15 protein-coding genes are annotated in these 17,398 nt (G+C 72.1%); 7 read left to right on the top strand and 8 right to left on the bottom strand.

Features of this window, described 5'->3' with window-relative positions; translation table 11 throughout:
- Positions 1–12: 12 nt before the first annotated feature.
- The 3 genes from P5G50_RS00690 to P5G50_RS00680 all read right to left on the bottom strand — a co-directional run bounded on the left by P5G50_RS00690 (position 13) and on the right by P5G50_RS00680 (position 3,555).
- Positions 13–621, bottom strand: coding sequence for a D-alanyl-D-alanine carboxypeptidase family protein (locus tag P5G50_RS00690; protein WP_301209770.1), 609 nt, complete (start codon positions 619–621; stop codon positions 13–15).
- A 181-nt stretch (positions 622–802) separates the two neighbouring features.
- Positions 803–2,512 carry an amidase gene (locus P5G50_RS00685; protein ID WP_301209769.1) on the bottom strand — a complete coding sequence of 570 codons (1,710 nt, stop codon included), beginning with the start codon at positions 2,510–2,512 and terminating at the stop codon, positions 803–805.
- On the bottom strand, positions 2,509–3,555 hold the full coding sequence (locus tag P5G50_RS00680) for an agmatine deiminase family protein (RefSeq protein WP_301209768.1): 1,047 nt from the start codon (positions 3,553–3,555) through the stop codon (positions 2,509–2,511). The genes P5G50_RS00685 and P5G50_RS00680 overlap by 4 nt, the downstream gene beginning before the upstream one ends.
- Positions 3,556–3,643: 88 nt before the next feature.
- On the opposite strand from P5G50_RS00680, the gene P5G50_RS00675 reads away from it, so the two are divergent.
- From P5G50_RS00675 to P5G50_RS00665, 3 genes are read left to right on the top strand one after another with little or no spacing between them, the layout of a single operon-like run.
- Positions 3,644–4,267, top strand: coding sequence for a TetR/AcrR family transcriptional regulator (locus P5G50_RS00675; RefSeq protein ID WP_301209767.1), 624 nt, complete (start codon positions 3,644–3,646; stop codon positions 4,265–4,267).
- Between the two features lie 38 nt (positions 4,268–4,305).
- Positions 4,306–4,578: a type II toxin-antitoxin system TacA family antitoxin gene (locus P5G50_RS00670; protein WP_301209766.1), complete on the top strand. Its 273-nt coding sequence runs from the start codon at positions 4,306–4,308 to the stop codon at positions 4,576–4,578.
- Positions 4,579–4,603: 25 nt separating this feature from the next.
- Positions 4,604–5,128: a GNAT family N-acetyltransferase gene (locus tag P5G50_RS00665; protein WP_301209765.1), complete on the top strand. Its 525-nt coding sequence runs from the start codon at positions 4,604–4,606 to the stop codon at positions 5,126–5,128.
- Between the two features lie 50 nt (positions 5,129–5,178).
- On the opposite strand, the gene P5G50_RS00660 is transcribed toward P5G50_RS00665, so the two are convergent.
- The gene (locus P5G50_RS00660; RefSeq protein ID WP_301209764.1) at positions 5,179–9,693 is read right to left on the bottom strand and encodes a lamin tail domain-containing protein; all 4,515 of its coding nucleotides are present in this window, start codon (positions 9,691–9,693) and stop codon (positions 5,179–5,181) included.
- A 171-nt stretch (positions 9,694–9,864) separates the two neighbouring features.
- A complete protein-coding gene (locus P5G50_RS00655) occupies positions 9,865–10,833 on the bottom strand; it encodes a Gfo/Idh/MocA family protein (protein ID WP_301209763.1) in 969 nt (322 codons plus the stop codon).
- Positions 10,834–10,938: 105 nt separating this feature from the next.
- Between P5G50_RS00655 and P5G50_RS00650 the strand changes: the two genes are divergently transcribed.
- The 3 genes from P5G50_RS00650 to P5G50_RS00640 all read left to right on the top strand — a co-directional run bounded on the left by P5G50_RS00650 (position 10,939) and on the right by P5G50_RS00640 (position 13,324).
- On the top strand, positions 10,939–11,400 hold the full coding sequence (locus P5G50_RS00650; protein ID WP_301209762.1) for a hypothetical protein: 462 nt from the start codon (positions 10,939–10,941) through the stop codon (positions 11,398–11,400).
- 77 nt (positions 11,401–11,477) lie between these two features.
- Complete coding sequence (locus P5G50_RS00645; protein WP_301209761.1) at positions 11,478–12,284, top strand: IclR family transcriptional regulator; 807 nt, start codon at positions 11,478–11,480, stop codon at positions 12,282–12,284.
- Entirely contained in the window at positions 12,281–13,324 is a 1,044-nt protein-coding gene (locus P5G50_RS00640; RefSeq protein ID WP_301209760.1) for a Gfo/Idh/MocA family protein, read from the top strand. Before P5G50_RS00645 ends, P5G50_RS00640 begins: the two co-directional genes overlap by 4 nt.
- A 22-nt stretch (positions 13,325–13,346) precedes the next feature.
- Here the strand turns inward: P5G50_RS00640 and P5G50_RS00635 are convergent, their stop codons facing one another.
- Both P5G50_RS00635 and P5G50_RS00630 read right to left on the bottom strand, forming a co-directional pair.
- Positions 13,347–14,093: an MBL fold metallo-hydrolase gene (locus P5G50_RS00635; RefSeq protein WP_301209759.1), complete on the bottom strand. Its 747-nt coding sequence runs from the start codon at positions 14,091–14,093 to the stop codon at positions 13,347–13,349.
- The gene (locus tag P5G50_RS00630; protein WP_301209758.1) at positions 14,090–15,322 is read right to left on the bottom strand and encodes a M20 family metallopeptidase; all 1,233 of its coding nucleotides are present in this window, start codon (positions 15,320–15,322) and stop codon (positions 14,090–14,092) included. The genes P5G50_RS00635 and P5G50_RS00630 overlap by 4 nt, the downstream gene beginning before the upstream one ends.
- 88 nt (positions 15,323–15,410) lie before the next feature.
- Here P5G50_RS00630 and P5G50_RS00625 point away from each other — a divergent pair, with 88 nt between their 5' ends.
- Positions 15,411–16,559 (top strand): threonine synthase, encoded by a 1,149-nt coding sequence (locus tag P5G50_RS00625; RefSeq protein ID WP_301209757.1) that lies wholly within the window; start codon positions 15,411–15,413, stop codon positions 16,557–16,559.
- Between the two features lie 22 nt (positions 16,560–16,581).
- On the opposite strand, the gene P5G50_RS00620 is transcribed toward P5G50_RS00625, so the two are convergent.
- A complete protein-coding gene (locus P5G50_RS00620) occupies positions 16,582–17,295 on the bottom strand; it encodes a GntR family transcriptional regulator (RefSeq protein ID WP_301209756.1) in 714 nt (237 codons plus the stop codon).
- Positions 17,296–17,398: the final 103 nt, after the last annotated feature.

Here is a 17,398-nt window from a genome sequence, read left to right as displayed (position 1 = left end):
GGGAGGTGGAGGCTACCCCCGCCCATCCGCCGCCGGCGCCGGGCACTCGCCGCCCGGCTCGGTGAGCAGCTCGAAGTGCCAGGCCTCGTTGGCGTAGGCCTGGCAGAGGCCCCACTCGGCGCCGAACCGGTTGAGGAAGTCCACGCCGTCGGCCGTCGCGATGTCGACCGCGTCGCCGGAGACGTGCTCGGAGTCGGCTCCGCGCTTCACCCAGCGGGACGCCTCCTCCTCGCTCCCGTACTGCTCGACCGCCTGGGCGAACAGATACGCCTGGTAGCGCTCGGAGCGCCAGCCGTCGGCGATGGTGAGCTCGGTGCCCCGCTGCTCGGCCGCGTCGTCGGCGGCGCGCAGGGCATCGAGCAGTGCCGGGTTCAGGCGCTGGACGGCGGGGAGGTCATTGTCGAGGGTCAGCGAGGAGCCGTCGGCGATGTACCCGTCGTCGTCGGTGAGCTGGCCGGCGTCCGTGATCGCGCCGGAGCCGCCCTGCGCTCCGGGTGCGGTGTCGCCGCCACCGCCACCGCTCGCAAGGGGCGCCCCGAGGCCCACGGAGGTGCAACCGCTCAGAGCGACGAGGAGCGAGACGGCGAGGGCGGTGCGGATGAGGCGCGGTGCGTGGGGCATCCCTCCACGCTGCCAGCCGCCCTGCCGCCTCCGCGTCCACCCCGAGCCGCATCCGCCTCCCTCTTCCGATGGACCTCGCGCCGGAAACCGCCGAGTACGCGCACTGTCCGCGTACTCGGCGGTTTCGGGTCGAATTCGTGCGTACTCGACGGTTACCCAGCGGGGGCAGACGGGCGGACGGTCAGAGGCGCGGGGTGCGCGGGGGCTCGGTGCGGCGGGGAGCCAGGCGCTCGAAGCCGGCGGCCAGGGCGAGCAGGCGGGTGTCGTCGTAAGCGCGGCCTGCGAAGGTGAGGCCGACGGGCATCCCGGTGTCGGGCATGGTGCCGAGCGGCACGGTCACGGTCGGGATGCCGAGGTGCCGCGGGACGAGGTTGCCGTTCGCCACCCACACGCCGTTGCGCCAGCCGAGGTCGGCGGAGGCGGGGTTCACGTCCATGTCGGCGGGCGCGACGTCGGCCACGGCCGGGAACACGACGGCGTCGAGGCCGTTCGCGTCCATCCACTCCTCCAGGTCGACGCGGCGGGTCTCCTCGAGGCCGCGGAGTCCGGCCTCCAGCTCGGGGATGTCGGTCAGCGCGGCGCCGGGATGCTCGCGCACCCACGCGGGGTACTCGGTGATGTCGTCGTCGAAGCCGGTGTACCGGTCGGGCAGGGCTCCGGGAGGCGCGGGGAAGATGGTCGCGCCGTCCACGTCTGCGAGCGTCGAGAGGGCGGGGTCGCCGTTGGCGCGCAGGAAGTCGTCCCACGCCCACGCCGAGAGGTCCACGATCTCGCGGTGCAGGTACTCCGCCGAGACGAGGCCGCGCGTGAACACGGTGGGCGCGCCCGGCCGGTCGCCCTCGTAGTTCGACACCACCGGGAAGTCGGTCTCGACCACGGTCGCACCGGCGGCCTCGAGGTCGCGGCGGGCGGCCTCCCACAGCTCCACGATCGACGGCCGCGTCTCGATGCGCTGTCCGGTCGGGCCGCCGATGCCCGGGTTCTGGGCGGTGCCCGCCTCCGGGTCGGCGTTGATGTACATGCGCGGGATGCCCACGCGCGCACCGGCGAGCGAGGCGTCGGCGGCGGCCGCCGGGTACGATGCCGGCCGCAGGGCCGACGCGGCCGGGAGCGGCACCCAGGGCTGCGCGCGCCAGAAGTCGCCCCGCGTCTCCGTGTCGTCGGCGACGATCACGTCGAGCACCTCGAGGAGGTCGGCCATCGTGCGCGTGTGCGGCACCACGACATCCATCGTGGGCACCAGCGGCCAGTTGCCGCGCACGGAGATGACCCCGCGCGAGGGCGTGTAGGCGCAGAGGCCGTTGTTGGAGGCCGGGGCGCGGCCCGACGACCAGGTCTCCTCGCCGAGGCCGAACGCGGCGAAGCTCGCCGCCGTCGCGGTGCCGGAGCCGTTGGACGACCCCGAGCCGAAGGCGGCCGTCAGGTAGTCGCCGTTGTACGGGCTCTCGGCGCGTCCGTAGACGCCGCGCTGCATCCCTCCGTTCGCCATCGGGGGCATGTTGGTCAGGCCGAGGAGGATCGCGCCTCCCGCCCGCAGCCGCTCGATGGTGAAGGCGTCGCGCTGCGCGACCAGGTGCTCGAACGCGGGCGAGCCGGCCGCGGCGGTGAGCCCCTTCGCGAGGTAACTATCTTTGGCGGTGTACGGGATGCCGTCGAGCGGGCCGAGCGTCTCGCCGCGGGTGCGCCGGGCGTCGGAGGCGCGGGCCTCCTCCAGTGCGTCCGGGTTGCGGACGACCACGGCGTTGAGGCGCGGACCGGCGGCGTCGTAGGCGTCGATGCGGGCGAGGTAGGCGGTGACGAGCTCGACGGCGGTGGTGCTGCCGGCCTCCAGCGCCTCCCGCAGCTCGGCGATGCCGGCCTCGACGACGTCGAAGGGGGCGCGGTCCCTCACTCGCTGACCACCTTCGGCAGGGCGGGCTGCTGCTGGGTGATGCAGTGGATGCCGCCGCCGCGCGCGAAGATCGGGCGCGAGTCGATCATGCTGACCCGGCGGCCCGGGTAGACGGCCTCGAGGATCTCGGTCGCCTCCGCATCGGCCTTCTCCTCGCCGAACCCGCACGCGATCACGCCGCCGTTGACGACGAGGTGGTTCACGTAGCTCCAGTCGACGAAGCCCTCCTCGTCGCGCAGGGTCGCGGGCGCCGGGAGGTCGACGATGTCCCAGCTGCGGCCGGCGGCATCCGTCGTGTCGGCGAGCAGGGCGCGCAGCTCGCGGCTGACCGCGTGGTCGGGGTGCTCCGGGTCGCGCTGGGTGTGCAGCAGCAGGCGGCCGGGGGAGGGGATGGTCGCGACGATGTCGACGTGGCCGTTGGTTCCGAAGTCGTCGTAGTCGCGGGTGAGGCCGCGGGGCAGCCAGACCACGTGCGTGGCGCCGATGGTGCGGGCGAGCTCCGCCTCCACCCTGGCCTTGTCGGCGTACTTGTTGCGGCGCGGGTCGAGCTGCACGGTCTCGGTGACGAGCACGGTGCCGTCGCCGTCGACGTGGATGCCGCCGCCCTCGTTGACGAGGAGCGAGCTGACCAGCTCGGCGCCCGTCTGCGCGGCGACGAAGCGTGCGATCTCGGCCGACTTCTCCCACTCGGCCCAGTCGGGGTCGCCCCAGCCGTTGAAGACCCAGTCGACGGCGCCGAGGACGCCGGGGCGCTCGTCGTCGAGGACGAAGGTGGGGCCGAAGTCGCGCATCCAGAACTCGTCGAGCGGAGCCTCCACCTGCTCGATATGCGACCCCAGCATGCGGCGGGCGCGCTCGCGCTCGGACGGGTCGACCACCATGGTGACCGGCTCGAACTCGGCGGTCGCGTGCGCGACGGCGGTCCAGGCGGCGTACGCCTCCTCGGCGGAGGCGGCGTCGTCGCCGAGGGTGAGGCCGGCGCGCGGGAAGGCCATCCAGGTGCGCTCGTGCGGTGCGGTCTCGGCGGGCATGCGCCAGGTCATGGGAGCCTCCGTGTGCGTCGGTGCGGCGGTGCAAGTTGTTGATCGCGCGATCAACAACACGACCGAAAGTACCTATACTGATCGCACGATGTCAAGAGCAGCGCAGCCGCAGACCCGCCGCCGCCCGCCGGCCGAGCGGCGCGCCGAGCTCGCCGCCGCCGCCCGTGACCTGGCGCTCGCCGACGGCCTCGCCGCGGTGACGCTCCGCGGCGTCGCCGCGCGCGCCGGGGTCACGCCCGCGCTGGTGGCCCACTACCACCCGGTCATGGATGAGCTGGTGGCGACGACCTTCGCCGCGATCGTCTCCGCCGAGCTGGTGGAGGTGGAGGGTCTGCTGCGCTCGCGGCCCGACCCGACCTCCCGCATCTCCGCCCTCGTCGCGACGCTGCTCGACGGCACCCGCGACGAGGTCACGGTCGTCTGGGTGGAGGCGTGGGCCCTCGGCCGCCGCAACGACGCGCTCGCCGATGCGGTGCGCTCGCAGATGGACGCCTGGCAGGCAATCATCCGCCGCGTGGTCGAGGAGGGCGTGGCCTCCGGCGACTTCACCGCCGAGGACCCGGCGACCGTGGCTTGGCTGCTGCTGGGCATGATCGACGGCCTCAACGCGCAGGGCCTCGTTCGCTGGGGCGGTGCGCGCGACCGCGGGCCGCTGCTCGCGGGCGCGGTGGAGGGGATGCTGGGGCTGCGACGGGGGGTGCTGTCAAATTAGGTGCCCTCACGTACGGAAAATTGCCGTACACTCGAATCATGGCGACCATGAAGGACAAGAGACTGGAAGTCCGCGTTAGCGGGCACCAGAAGGAGCTCATCGAGCAGGCTGCTGCTATCGAGGGGCGCAACCTGTCAGAGTTCGCCACTATCGCACTGACGGAGCGAGCGACGGAGGTCATTCGACGCGAGCATGAACTGCAGATGGAGGCGGAGACTTTCGATCGCTTCTCAGCGCTTCTCGACGAACCTGCACGAACAATCGACGGGCTCACCGATCTGCTGCGCCGCCCTTCCGTGTTCATCGACTGACCCGCACGACGAAGCACCACTTGCGTTGAGCAGCTACCACGGGCCGCGTTCCTTGAGAGCCGGCGACATCATTTCCGAATTCGACTGCGGTCATGACGGCTTGAACCGCTGGCTTCGCGGTTGGGCCCGTCACAATGAGGCGCGTGGCGGCTCGCGCACGTTCGTTTCTGTCACCAAGGATACCGGACGTGTCGCCGGCTACTACTGCCTGGCCGCGAGTTCCCTGGTGCGGAAAGACGCGCCGGCTGCGCTATCCCGCAACATGCCCGATCCCATCCCCGTAGTTCTGATCGGACGGCTGGCCGTCGACGTGCGACATGCGGGGAACGGGCTGGGCTCGTCGCTGCTGGAGCACGCAGTGCTTCAGTCCATTCGGGTGGCGGACACGATCGGCATGCGCGCCATCATCGTTCACGCGAAAGATGACCGCGCCGTGGGCTTCTACGAGCGGTTCGGCTTCACGCCCTTTCCGGACGGAAGTACTCGCGTGCTGTATCTGCGAGCGTCGGACGCTGTCAGGACTGTGACTAAGTTCGATCAGCAGGGCTGACGACAAGGGGCCCGGCGGTCGAACCGCCGGACCCTCTATCGTTCCGCGCGTCAGCCGTGCCGGCGGCGCCGCGTCTGCCGGATCGCGACGGCCAGGCCGCCGAAAGCGACGAGGATCGCGGCGAGCACCGCTCCGGTCACGGCGTCCGCGTCGGTGCCGGTGTGGGCGAGGGAGCCGTCGGCGCCGACCGAGGACGGGTCGCCCGCGCCCGCGGGGGCGGTGCCGCCTCCCGAGCCGCTGCCGTCGCCGGACCCACCGTCGCCGGGGCCGCCGTCGCCGCCACCGGGGTTCCCGCCACCCGGGTTCCCGCCGTTCCCGCCACCGGGGTTCCCGCCCCCGGCCGCGGTCACCGTCACGTGCTGCACCGGCGAGTCCGTCACCGCGCCGTACGGGTCGGTGACCCGCACGTACCAGCCGGCCGTGCCGACCGGGGCGCCCTTCCACGACGCCGTCACCGTCGAGCCGCTCGCCACGTCGGTCGAGGTGCCGATCACGCGGTCGCCGAGGATGTCGGCGGTGAACGAGTCGGTCGAGAGCACGCGGGTGCGCGGGGTGATGTTCAGGTCGGAGTAGGGGATGGTGAACTCCTGGTACTTGTTCGGGTTCGCCGGGTCGTCGGCAACCGTCGGGTCGTCGGTGTCGTACTGGTCGAGCGACGGGGAGTAGGTGCGCACCGTCACGTCGCGGCCCTCGTTGTCGAACTGCAGCAGGCGGAGGAAGCCCATGCCTCCCTCCTGCAGACCCTGGTAGTCGAACAGCATCTGGTAGACCTTGCGTTCGGCCGTGCCGTCGCCGTCGTCGTCGAAGCCATCGACGCGGGTGTAGGCGTCGTGATAGTGGCCCGACATGACCATGCGGACGTTCGGGTTGGTGGCGACGACCTGGTCGTAGACGGCCTGCGGGCCCGGGCCGAGGCCTCCCGTGGTCAGCAGGTACTCGTGGAGGTCGATCACCGCGATGCGCTCGGGGTACTGCGCGAGCACCTCGTTCATCCAGTCGATCTGGTCCTGGTACACGCCCCAGCCCATGTAGACGAAGATGAAGTCCAGGCCGTCGGCCGACACGAGGTCGTAGTGGCCGCGGTTGTCCTGGTAGCCGCCGCCGTACCAGGGGTTGGCGCCGAAGCGGGCCTCGCCGAAGTTCGCGGAGTACTCGGTGTAGTCCTCGTCCTTGTGGTTGACGTCGTGGTTGCCGGCGAGCACGCCGTACGGCAGGCCCGCGGCGTCGAGGCGGTCGTACTGGGCGTCGGCGCGCGTCCACTGGTCGGGGACCTTGGAGTTGTCGACGATGTCGCCGGTGTGCACCACGTACTGCAGGTTGATGTTCTGGCGCTGCTGCAGGAAGTAGTCGTGGATGTCGACCTGGTGCTGGTACTCCACACCCGTCTTGTTCTCGTTGTAATACTGCGTGTCCGACTCCCAGCCGATGGTGAAGTCGTAGTCGGAGCGCGGGGTGTCGCCCGGGTTGGCGGGCGTGATCGTGGAGTCGCGGGTGCTGAGGTTTCCGGCCGCGTAGCCCTCGGAGTGCTGCACGAGCGCGGTGATCCTCCCGCCCTCCGCGTGGTCCTTCGCCGCGACCAGGGCGGTGAGCGTGAACGTCTTCCCGTCGTCGGCCGCGCCGGTGATGTGCCGGTCGACCTCCTCCCACGCTCCGGTGGTCACGTTCTTGACGTAGAGCAGCACCTTCGCCTCGGCGTTGGCGGAGCCCGTCCAGGTGAGCCGCGCCTGGTAGCCGTCGCCCGCGCCGGCCGGGACCGACACGTCGAACAGCTGGTACGGGAGGGCGGTGTCGGAGGAGACGCTCGTGTCGACGCCGTCGGTGCCGGTCAGCGCGTCCAGCTTCGCCATGCTGAGGGCCGTCGGCTTCTGCACCTCGGTCGCGACGGAGGTCGTGCCGCTGCTCGAGGTGACGCCGCCCGTGGTGGTGTCGAGGTGCTCGCCGGTGCGGAACTCCGCGGTGAGGCGGTCGCCGCTCGGGTCGGCGACGGTGGCGCCGAGCGTCACATCGCCCTGCTTCACGGTCGTCCCGTCGCCGGGGGTGAGTCCGCTCACCGTCGGCTGCTCGACCGGCGTGGTGAAGGTGACGTCGCGCACGGCGCGGTTGCCGACGGCGTCGGACTGCTCGACGTGCAGCACGTGCGTGCCGGCCGGGAGGGTGACGGAGGAGGTGCTGATCGGCAGCAGGTGCCGCACGTCCTCGCCGTCGAGCGTGATCACCGGGACCGAGGAGGCGGGGATGCCCGACCCCGCGTCGGCGATCGACGCGTCGATGGTGAAGCCGCCGCGATACTCCTTGCCGTCCTCCACGGAGGTGGTGATGGCGGGCACGGTGTTGTCGACCTTCACCGTCGCCGAGATCTGCGCGTCGGTCGTGGTGCGGGTGGAGACGGTGTGCTCGCCGTCGGCGACCTTCGTGGTGTCCCAGTCGTAGGTCTGGGCGGTGAAGGCGTCGTCCGGCAGGGTGAACACGGCGTCGTAGTAGTCGAGCTTGCCCGCGCTGTCGCCCATCTTGAGCGAGGCGCCCGGCGTGTAGCCGCTCGGCGTCAGGGTGTGGCCGTTCGGCAGCACCAGCCGCGGGTTGCGGATCTCGAAGTCGTCGTTGTTCTCGGGGCTCAGCTCGGGCGCGGCCTTCGTGCCGGCCCAGACGCTGACCGTGAGGGTCTTGCCCTTCGTGACGTACGAGAGCGGGACCGTCGTCGGGATCGTCTTCCAGCCGGTCGGGATGCCCTCGTCGAAGATGGTGAGGATGTCGTCGCCGATCAGCACGCCGTTGCGGAAGAACGTGTTGACGCCGCTGGCCTCGAAGGCGAACACCGGGGTGCCGCCGAGGTCCGGACGGGTCGGGGAGACGTCGGCGCCGTCGACCGAGACGGTCACGTCGTCGTCGAGCGCGTCCGCGATGCCGGAGACCGGGGTCGTGCCCGCCACGAACTGGCCGTCGGTGAGGTTGAGCGTCAGCGGCTCGTCGACCGCGCCCTCCACCAGCACCCGCTTGCTCGTCGTGGTGACGTGGTTGCTGCCGTCGGAGACCGTGAGCACGTAGTCGAACCACTTCTTGCCGGTGAGGTCGGCCGCCGGGATGGAGTAGCTCGCTGCGCCGCCCGCGCCGACGGTCAGCTCGTGCAGTGCGGGGGTGCTGTCGGCGCTGTTCGTCAGCTCGAGGGTGGCGCGCCTGACCTGCACGTCGTCCGTCACGGTGAAGCCGAAGGCGAAATCGGACCCCGGCGTGATGGTCGTCGGCGTGGTGTCCGCGACGACCGGCGCGGTGGTGTCGGCGGGGACGACCATCAGGCCGGCGGGGATCTGGTTCGCGGCCACCGCGCCGGGGGTGGGCGTGCCGAGCGCGAGGCGGGTCTGCTCGACGGAGCCGGCGGCCGGCGGGCCGTACTGGACAGGCTGGCCGGCGACCGCGTCGTCGGTGCCGTTCAGGCTGAACAGGGCCTTGCTGACGGGGATGCCGCTCTTCGTCGTGACCTGGATGGCGCGGGCGCCGCTGTTGGCCATGCCGGCGGAGTCGATCGTCAGCAGGTCGACGCCCTCGGTGAGCGCGCTGCCGAACTCTGCATTGAACTGCGCAGCGGTGAAGGCGGCGTTGGTCGCGCTCTTGATCCAGAGGACGACGGTCTTGCCGCTCTTGATCACGGCGTCGGCCGGGGTGAACGGCCAGTCGGCGCTCGCTCCGGTCTCGGGGTAGAGGTACGTGATCGTGTAGTCCGACAGGTCGATGTCGCGGTCGGTGGCGTTGTAGAGCTCGATGAACTCGTACGCGTCGCTGCTGGTGCCCGGCACGTTGGTGCGGGAGTCGGGCTGCAGCTCGGTGATCTGAAGGGGCGTGGTCGTCAGCGACGGGTCCGGCTGCGGCACCGGCGGGGTGCCGGGGTCGGTCGGGTCGGTCGGGTCCGTGGGATCGGTCGGGTCGGTCGGCGTGACAGGGGTCACCGCGCTTCCGACGCCCGGGGTGGGGGCGGCGAGGTCGGCGATCAGGGTGGCCGTGGTGCCGGTGGCCGGGTTGGTGAACTGCGCGACCTTGTCGGCGGTCGCGGTCCGCGTCGGCAGCAGCGAGGAGGCGATCACCGTGCCCGCGGAGTCGGCGAGCAGGAAGGTGCGGTTGCCGGCGTTGGCGATGCCGTCCTGCCCGGTGAGGTGCGCGATCGGGTAGCCGTTGTCCGGGGTGCCGGTGACGCCCGCCCAGTAGGAGCGGAACTCCTCGTCGGGGTGCGCCGAGACGTCGACGCCGCCGGCGACCGTGTAGTCGATGCGCGCGACGAGGACGCCGTTCGCCGGCACCACCGCGCCGGCGCTCAGCGCGAGGTTCTTCGGGCTGCTCGCCGCGTACTGCACGACGATCCCCTCGGCGGCGAGGTCGATCGGGGTGGAGGTGGTGTTCTGCAGTTCGATGTACTCGAAGTTGTCGCTGCCGGCGTTGTCGGGCGCGATCTCCGAGATGAAGAGCGCCCCGGCGGGCAGGGCGGCCGCTGCGGGCGTCGCCGCGGCCGTCAGGCCGAGTCCGGCGAGGCCGACAGCGACCGCGGCGGCGATGGGGGTGCGGAGGGGGATGCGAGGCATGGCGGCGCTGAGGCTCCTGATCGGGTGGGAAGTCGCCGAAGTGGCCTGTGCACCCTACGGACGCGGCGTGAACCTGAGGAGACGCTCAGGTGACGCGGGCGACACCCGCCGTTCACCCTCCAGAACGCATGATCTGATAACGTCCGCGATCTGCTCGCGCGCGGGCGGCGGTCAGGGGTACGTCAGCCCGATCTGCTCGCGCACGGCGTCGAGCGTGCCCATGATCGCGACCGACTTGGACAGCGGCAGGCGCGGGTCCTCTCCGCCGCCCGCCGCGATGAGACGTTCGATCGCGGCCGCCTGGTACTGCATCCCGCGCCCCTCCACCCGGGAGGTGAAGGTCTCGACCACGGTGTCGTCCAGGTCGATGACGCGGAAGGTCGTGGGGGCGAAGAAGGTGGCGTCGAGCTCGATGCGCCCCTCGGTGCCGACTACGATCGCGCTGTTGGAGCCCCGCGCATCCAGCTCGCAGGTCAGCACCGCCTGCGCGCCGCCGGGGTAGCCGAGGAGGATGGTGGTCTGCCGGTCGACGCCGGTGTCGGTGGGTGTCGACTGCGCCAGGAGGCGGTCGGGAGCGCCGAGCACGTCCCACGCGAACGACACGGGGTAGATGCCGAGGTCGAGCAGCGCGCCTCCACCGAGCTCAGGGGCCAGCATGCGGCCTGCCGGGTCCTGGCTGGTGCGCTGGGCGTGGTGGGCGATGACCATGCGCACCTCGCCGATGGTGCCGTCGGAGATGACCTCGTGCATGCGGGTCATGTGCGGCAGCCAGCGCGTCCACATCGCCTCGAGCGCGACGAGGCCGTTGGCGGCGGCGAGGTCGGCGATCTGCTGCGCCTCCCGCTGGTCCATGGTGAAGGGCTTCTCGACCAGGACGTGCTTGCCGGCGCCGAGCGCGAGCAGGGCGTTCGGGGCGTGCTGCGGGTGCGGGGTGGCGACGTAGACGACGTCGACGCCCGGATCGGCGACCAGCTCCTCATAGCTGCCGTGCGACCGCTCCAGCCCGTGCGCCGCGGCGAACCGCGCCGCCGACTCCGGCGTGCGCGAGCCGACGGCGGTCACGGTGTGCCCGGCCAGCTGCAGGTCGCGCGTCATGGCGGCGGCGATGCCGCCCGTTCCGAGGATGCCCCAGGCGGTCATCGGTGTCCTCTCGTTCTCCGACGTACGTGTATCGCCACCCTAGCGGTGGGGCCGTCGGGAGGTGGGGTCTGGCCGGGAGGCGGCGGCGGCCCGCATGATGTCCGCATGTACATCACGCTCGTCATCGCGCAGACGGTGGTGCTGCCGCTGGTCTCCGGCGCGGTGCACCTCCTCGTCTCCGGCGGCAGCCCTCTGGTGGTGTTCGGGATGTGGTGGGCCTTCTGGGGCGTCGGCACACGCCTCCTCGTGGCCGGGATCAGCCAACTGGCGAACCCCGCGCGGACGACGAAGGGAATCCTCGGCATCGACGACGCGGGTGCCGAGCAGGTCGTGCACGAGCTCGGCTACGCGAACCTGAGCCTCGGCGCGGTGGCGCTGTTCGCGCCGTTCGTCCCCGGCTGGGGCATCCTCGGTGCGCTGCCCGGGGCGCTCTACCTGGGGCTCGCGGGACTGCGGCACGTCGCCAAACGGGGGAAGGGGGCGGAGGAGGCCGTGGCCACCTGGACGGACCTGCTCGTGTTCGTCGTCGTGGTGGTGGGGATCGTGGGGATGCTGATCCTCCACTGAGCCTCCGCCCGCACTGGCCGAACCCCGGCGGGACTCGATACGATAATGGACGGGTATTCCGAAATAGGGGGGACGACGTGACCACGATCGAGCAGACGGCCGCGGAGGACGACCCCAGACGCAAAGGCCCCGACGGGCTGCGGGCGCTCGACCGGGCCATGAGCATCCTGTTCCTGCTGGCATCGCGGCCGCAGGGCATCTCGCTCGCCGAGATCGCGCGCGAGACCGGCATCACGCTGAGCACCGTGCACCGCATGGTCGGAGCGCTTCGTGAGCGCCGGCTCGTTCGTGAGACGCCGAACGGCATGCAGGCTCTCGGACCGGCGTCGCTCGTGCTCGCCCGGGGCTTCCTCGGCGGACTGGACTTCCGGGTCGAGGCGCTGCCCGTCATGTCCGAGCTGCGCGAGCGGACCGGCGAGGCGATCCACCTGGGCACCCTCGCGTCGCCGCACATCGTGTTCGTGGACAAGCTGGAGACCGTCCACGCCGTCCGCACCGCGTCGCGCATCGGTGGCACCGCGCCGGCGGTGCTCACCTCCCTCGGCCGCGCGATCCTGGCCTACTCGCCGCAGCCGGTCGTCGACTCCGTCCGCGAGGCCACGATCAATCTCCTCGGCCGTGAGATCGCCGCTGATGTGCTGGAGGCCGTCCTCCGTGACACGCGGGAGCGCGGCTACGCCGTCGATCGGGAGGAGAACGAGCCGGGGGTCGACTGCGTCGGCGCGCCCATCTTCGACGACACGGGCAGGGTCATCGCCGCCATCAGCGTCTCGGTGCCCGCGGAGCGGTTCGACGACCAGCGGATGGCCGTCATCGGTGAGCTGGTCGCCGACGCCGCGCGCCGCGTCTCCTCGGCCATCGGTCACCAGGGCCCGATCGGATGACGGCGGAGGGCACCGTCGCACCGCTGCGCGTGGTCATCGCGGGCGCGGGGCGCTTCGGCGAACTGCACCTGCGAGCCTGGCAGGAGGCTGCTGCCGAGGTCGTCGGCGTGGTGGACGTCGACCCGGCGCGTGCCGAGCAGGTCGCCTCCCGCTGGGGCGTCGGCCGGCACGGGGCGAGCCTCGCAGACGTGCTGGAACGGACGCCCGCGGATGCCGTGGTGGTCGCCTCCGACGAGGGGTCGCACTCCTCGCTCGCCGACGGGGCCATCGCGCGCGGATGCGACGTGTTCGTCGAGAAGCCGTTCGCCCTCAGCACGCAGGCCGCCGAGCGCACGGCGGCCGCCGCCGCGGCGGGAGGCCGGGAGGTCGTGGTCGGCCAGATCTCGCGTTTCGCGCAGCCCTATCGTTACCTCCGCTCCGCCCTGCAGGACGGCCTGCTGGGCACCCTGTGGGCGACGCGGCTCCGCCGCGACTTCAGCCGCGCCTGGTTCGCCGACTTCGGCGACCGCGTCCATCCGGTGTGGGAGTCGTGCATCCACGACATCGACCTCGCGGTGTTCCTGCACGGCGAGCCCGCCACGAAGGTCTACGCGAGCGAGTCGGGCGCGGCGGGCGACGCGGCGCCGAGCGTGATCAGCGCGATCGTGACCTTCGCGTCCGGGGCGACCAGCACGATCGAGTCGGCGTGGACCGTGCCGGCACGCGGACCGCAGAGCCTCGCCGGCCTCCTCGCCCTCGACGGTTCGATCGACGGCGAGGTGCAGGTCATCGGATCGGCCGGCACCGCCCGCCAGCGTCTCATCGGCGACGCCCTCACCGTCTGGACCGACGAGCTGAGCCTCGCGCCCGATCTCTCCCTCTGGCCGGAGGAGGACGGCCGGGTCGGCGGCGCTCTGCGCAGCGAGGTCGCCTATGCCGCGTCGGTGTTCCGCCGGGAGCGGGCCAACACGCTCATGCCGCTGGAGCAGGCCGTGTGGGGTGTCGCCATCGCCGAGGCGATTGTGGAGTCGGCGCGGCTCGGCCGCCCCATCACCCTCTGACGCGGCCCGGTGGCCGCATCGCTCAGGCTGTGAGGATGTTGGGCGGAGGGACCAGGCGCCGGAACGACTCGGCCGCCCGCGCGATATCGACCGAGGCGTCCGCGAGGACCGGCTCGCCGTGCCCGGGGAAGAGCTCGTCGACCTCCAGCTCGGCCAGCCCGCGCACGGTGTCCGAGTAGAGGTCGAGGCGGCAGTCCGGGATCGCCTGGATGCTCACCCTCCCTCCGGAGAAGAGCGTGTCGCCGCTGAACAGCGAGCGACGGCCGTAGTGGTCGACCAGGAAGACGAGATGGCCGTCGCAATGTCCGGGGGCGTCGAGGACGGTGACGGTGAACGAGCCGATCGTCAGCGCGGACGCGTCAGGGAGGATGCGCACGTCCGGCGCCGCGGCCAGCCGATAGTCCTCCGGGTAGACGCCGGCCCGCCTCGCCCGTTCCAGCGATGTGGCCTGCTCGTCGGCGGTGGCCAGCGCGGCCGCCGTGACCGAACCCGCGTACACGTCGATGCCCGCGTGCATGGCGGCCGCCGCGCCTCCCGCGTGATCGGCGTGGTAGTGGCTGACGAAGGCGCCGAAGGGGGTGGCATCCGCGCACACCTCGCCAACGTTGGCCAGCCAGGCGTCGGCGCCGAGCCCGGTGCCGACGTCGATGAGGAGCCCGTCCGTGCCGTCCCAGAGCAGGTATTGAATGCCGTCGTGGTCGCTGGTGCGCTCTGGCCCGCTGCTGCCCCCGACGGCCCACACCGTGTCGGTGATCCGGCGCGCGGTCATCGAGCGGAGCCCTCCCGCGCGGGCGTCGCCGCCACCATCGGGCGGGCCTCTGCGCCGCGTCCGGCGCTGAACAGCTCGGCCAGCCGGGTGTAGAGGTCGGCGGCCTCGGTGAGCTGGCCGACGCCGACGCACTCGTTGGCCCCGTGGGCCACGCTGATCCACCCCGGACCGAGACTCGTCACCGTGGGGATGCCGCCGGCGCCGAGGAAGTACGTCGCGTCGGTCCCTCCCGGGAACGCGGCGACCGGCAGCCGGCGGCCGAGCACCTCCTCCGCCGCGCCGAGGGCGGCGATCGCGACGGGGGTGTCGGGCGCCAGCTCGACCGCGGGCATCCAGCCCTGGCCGCTCGGCACGTAGTGGATGCGGTAGTCCGCCTCCTCGGGGAGGTTCGCGCGCACGAAGGCGTCGACCTCGGCGCGCACCGTGTCGCGGTCCATGCCGGGCACCAGCCGGATCTCCACGCCGACGCGGCAGCTTCCGGGCCAGGTGCCCCAGCTCACGCCGGCGCTCACGAAGATCCCGGGGTTGACCGTCGGGGTCGCCGGGACGGCGCCGGGATGCGACACCGTCGGGCGGAACGACTCGAAGGCGCGCAGCAGATCGCCGGCGACCAGGGTCGCGTTGCGGCCGAGCCGCGGGGAGAGGCCGCTGTGGCCCTGCCGGGTGACGACCTCCACCTCGAAGCAGCAGATGCCGCGCGAGACGAGGTGGAGCGCCTCCCACGGCTCGTCGATCCCGCTGGGCTCGCCGATCACGAGCGCGTCGAGCCGAGGCACGCGGCCCGTCTCGGCGAGCGCCTTGGCGCCGGCGTCGGAGCCCTGCTCCTCGTCCGCGGTGAGGACCAGGCTGAGGGAGCCCGCGCCCGGTCGCGCGGCGAAGCGTTCGAGCGCGACCATCATCGCGGCGACGGCGCCCTTCATGTCGGTCGCGCCGAGCCCGTACGCGAGGTCGCCGACCACGGTGAGCTCGAGCGGGTCGGTGTCCCACAGCGCGAGCGCGTCGCCCACGGGCTTGGTGTCGAGATGCCCGGAGAGCCCGAGGCGCGGGCCCGGGCCCCGGTCGGCGGTGACGACGACGTTCGGGCGGCCGGCCCGCACCTCGATGGTCTCGGTGGCGAACCCGCGCTCGCCGGCCCAGTCGAGCACGAACCCCGCGACCGCTGGTTCGAGCGGCCCCGGGTTCTGGGAGTCGATGGCGACGAGGGATTGGGTGAGCTCGAGCACCTCCACGCGGCGCCTCCGTTCGGATTTCGGGCTGGGACGATCGTGAGTGTAGCTTTTAGAACACCTTTCCACAATCATCGGCGATGGAGGTCTCATGACGACGACGCGTGCATCCGGCGGCCGCGACGTGCGCTTCGCCTGCGTCGAGGGGGACTGGTCGGACGGCGGCTTCCGCTACGCCTGCCCGCGGTGTGGCGGGGTCGTGGTCGTGGAGGCGCAACCTCTCGCCGCCGAACCTCCGGTCGACCGCTCGGCGCCGGGCGTGTGGCGCCGCGCGGCCCTCCTGCCGCGCGTGACCGCGCACGTCAGCCTCGGCGAGGGCGAGACCCCGCTGCTCGACGGACCGGACGGCGTGCGGCTCAAGGTCGAGAGCGCGAACCCCACCCTCTCGTTCAAGGACCGCGCGATGGCGCTCGCCGTCTCGTTCGCGCTCGACGGCGGCTACGCGGGCCTGGTCGTCGCCTCCACCGGCAACGCGGCCGCCTCGGCCAGCGCCTACGCGGCCAGGGCCGGGCTGCGCTGCCGTGTCATCGTCGGGTCCGAGAGCAATGCCGCCGCCAAGCTCCGCGCGTGCCGCGCGTACGGGGCCGAGGTGACCGAGGTGACGGGCGACTACAGCGCCGCCTACGCCGAGGCGCTGGCGCTGGAAGGGGAGGGCTGGCTCAACGTTTCGACGACCTTCCGCAACCCGGTTCCCGGCGAGGCGTACCGCGGTGTCGCGTTCGAGCTCGTCGAGCAGCTCGGCCGGGTGCCGGCGGTGGTGTGCGTCCCGATCGGGGCGGGGCCGCTGCTGCGCGGCATCGAACGGGGCTTCGCCGACCTGCAGGCGCTGCGCGGCGGAGCCGTTCCGCGGCTGATCGGTGTGCAGGCGCAGGCGGTATCGCCCATCGTGCGGGCCTGGGAGGCGTCGCCGGAGGACCCGGCTATCTGGCGAAGCACCCTGGGCGACGCGGGGGCGCGCTGGCACACCACCTCCGCCACCGCCATCGCGGACGCCCTGCGTGGCTACGAGCGGCAGGGGGAGCTGACGCTCGAAGCGATCCGGGCGACGGGCGGCGCTGCGGTGGCCGTCGACGAGGAGGGGATCGCCGACGCGACGCGGCGGCTTCGCGCGGACGGTCTCTGGGTGGAGCCGTCGTCGGCGATCGCCCTGGTCGCCGCCGAGTGGGAGGCCGAGCGTGCAGACGGTCCGGTCGTCGCCGTGCTCACGGGCCACGGCATCAAGGTGCCGGATGCGGACTGAAGGCGGCCGTGGCCGTCTTCGCTCAGCGCGCAGCGCCAGGCAGGCGGTCGATCTTGCTGAGGACCTCGTAGCGGTCGAACCGGTAGCGCGTGCGCACGTGCTGGAACGGCTGCCCCAGCGCGTCGGCGAACGTGTCGCTGATCTCCAGCGCCGGGGAGGGCGACGGGAGCCCCAGCAGCTCGCACTCGCGCTCCGGCGCCACGACCGCGCGGACGCGCCGGAAGGTCGAGTACGGAGCGACGCCCCACTCCGCCAGCGCCTCGTGCACCGACCCGGCGAGGTCCGCCGCGCCGAGCGCGTCCGCCAGCCGGGACGGGAACACCCCGATCTCGTGGCACATCGGCTCACCGTCGGCGAACCGCAGGCGCTCCAGCACGATCGCCCGCTCGGAGGGGCGCAGCTCCAGCCGCGTCACTGTCTCGAGGTCGGGCTTGATGGTCTCGAAGCGCAGGACCTTCGACGATGGCTCGAGGCCCAGCCTCCGCATGTCCTCCGTGTAGGAGGTGAGGCTCGGCCCCATCGTCACCGTCGGCCGGCTGACGTACGTGCCGCTGCCCTGCGAGCGGTGCACCCAGCCCTCGTCGGCGAGGCGTGCGAGCGACTGGCGCACGGTCATCGTGCTCACGTCGAACTCCTCGGCGAGGGCCCGCTCGGAGGCGAGCTTGGTGCCGGGTGCGAGCCCGGCGCAGCGCTCGCGCAGCTGGTCGAGGATCTCGATGTAGCGGGGTGCGCCCACGGTCTACGCCTCCTTGCGCTGTGCGCGTCGAAACAAAAGAGTCATGCGTCCGAAACCTTATTGATACAAATCTGTGGCGGAATTGATCTATAGCAGTTATCGT

The sequence above is a fragment of the Leifsonia williamsii genome (assembly GCF_030433685.1).
GTDB classification, from domain to species: Bacteria; Actinomycetota; Actinomycetes; order Actinomycetales; family Microbacteriaceae; genus Leifsonia; species Leifsonia williamsii.
Note: the sequence above shows the minus strand (reverse complement) of the source record. Positions and strands in the feature narration are given on the sequence as shown.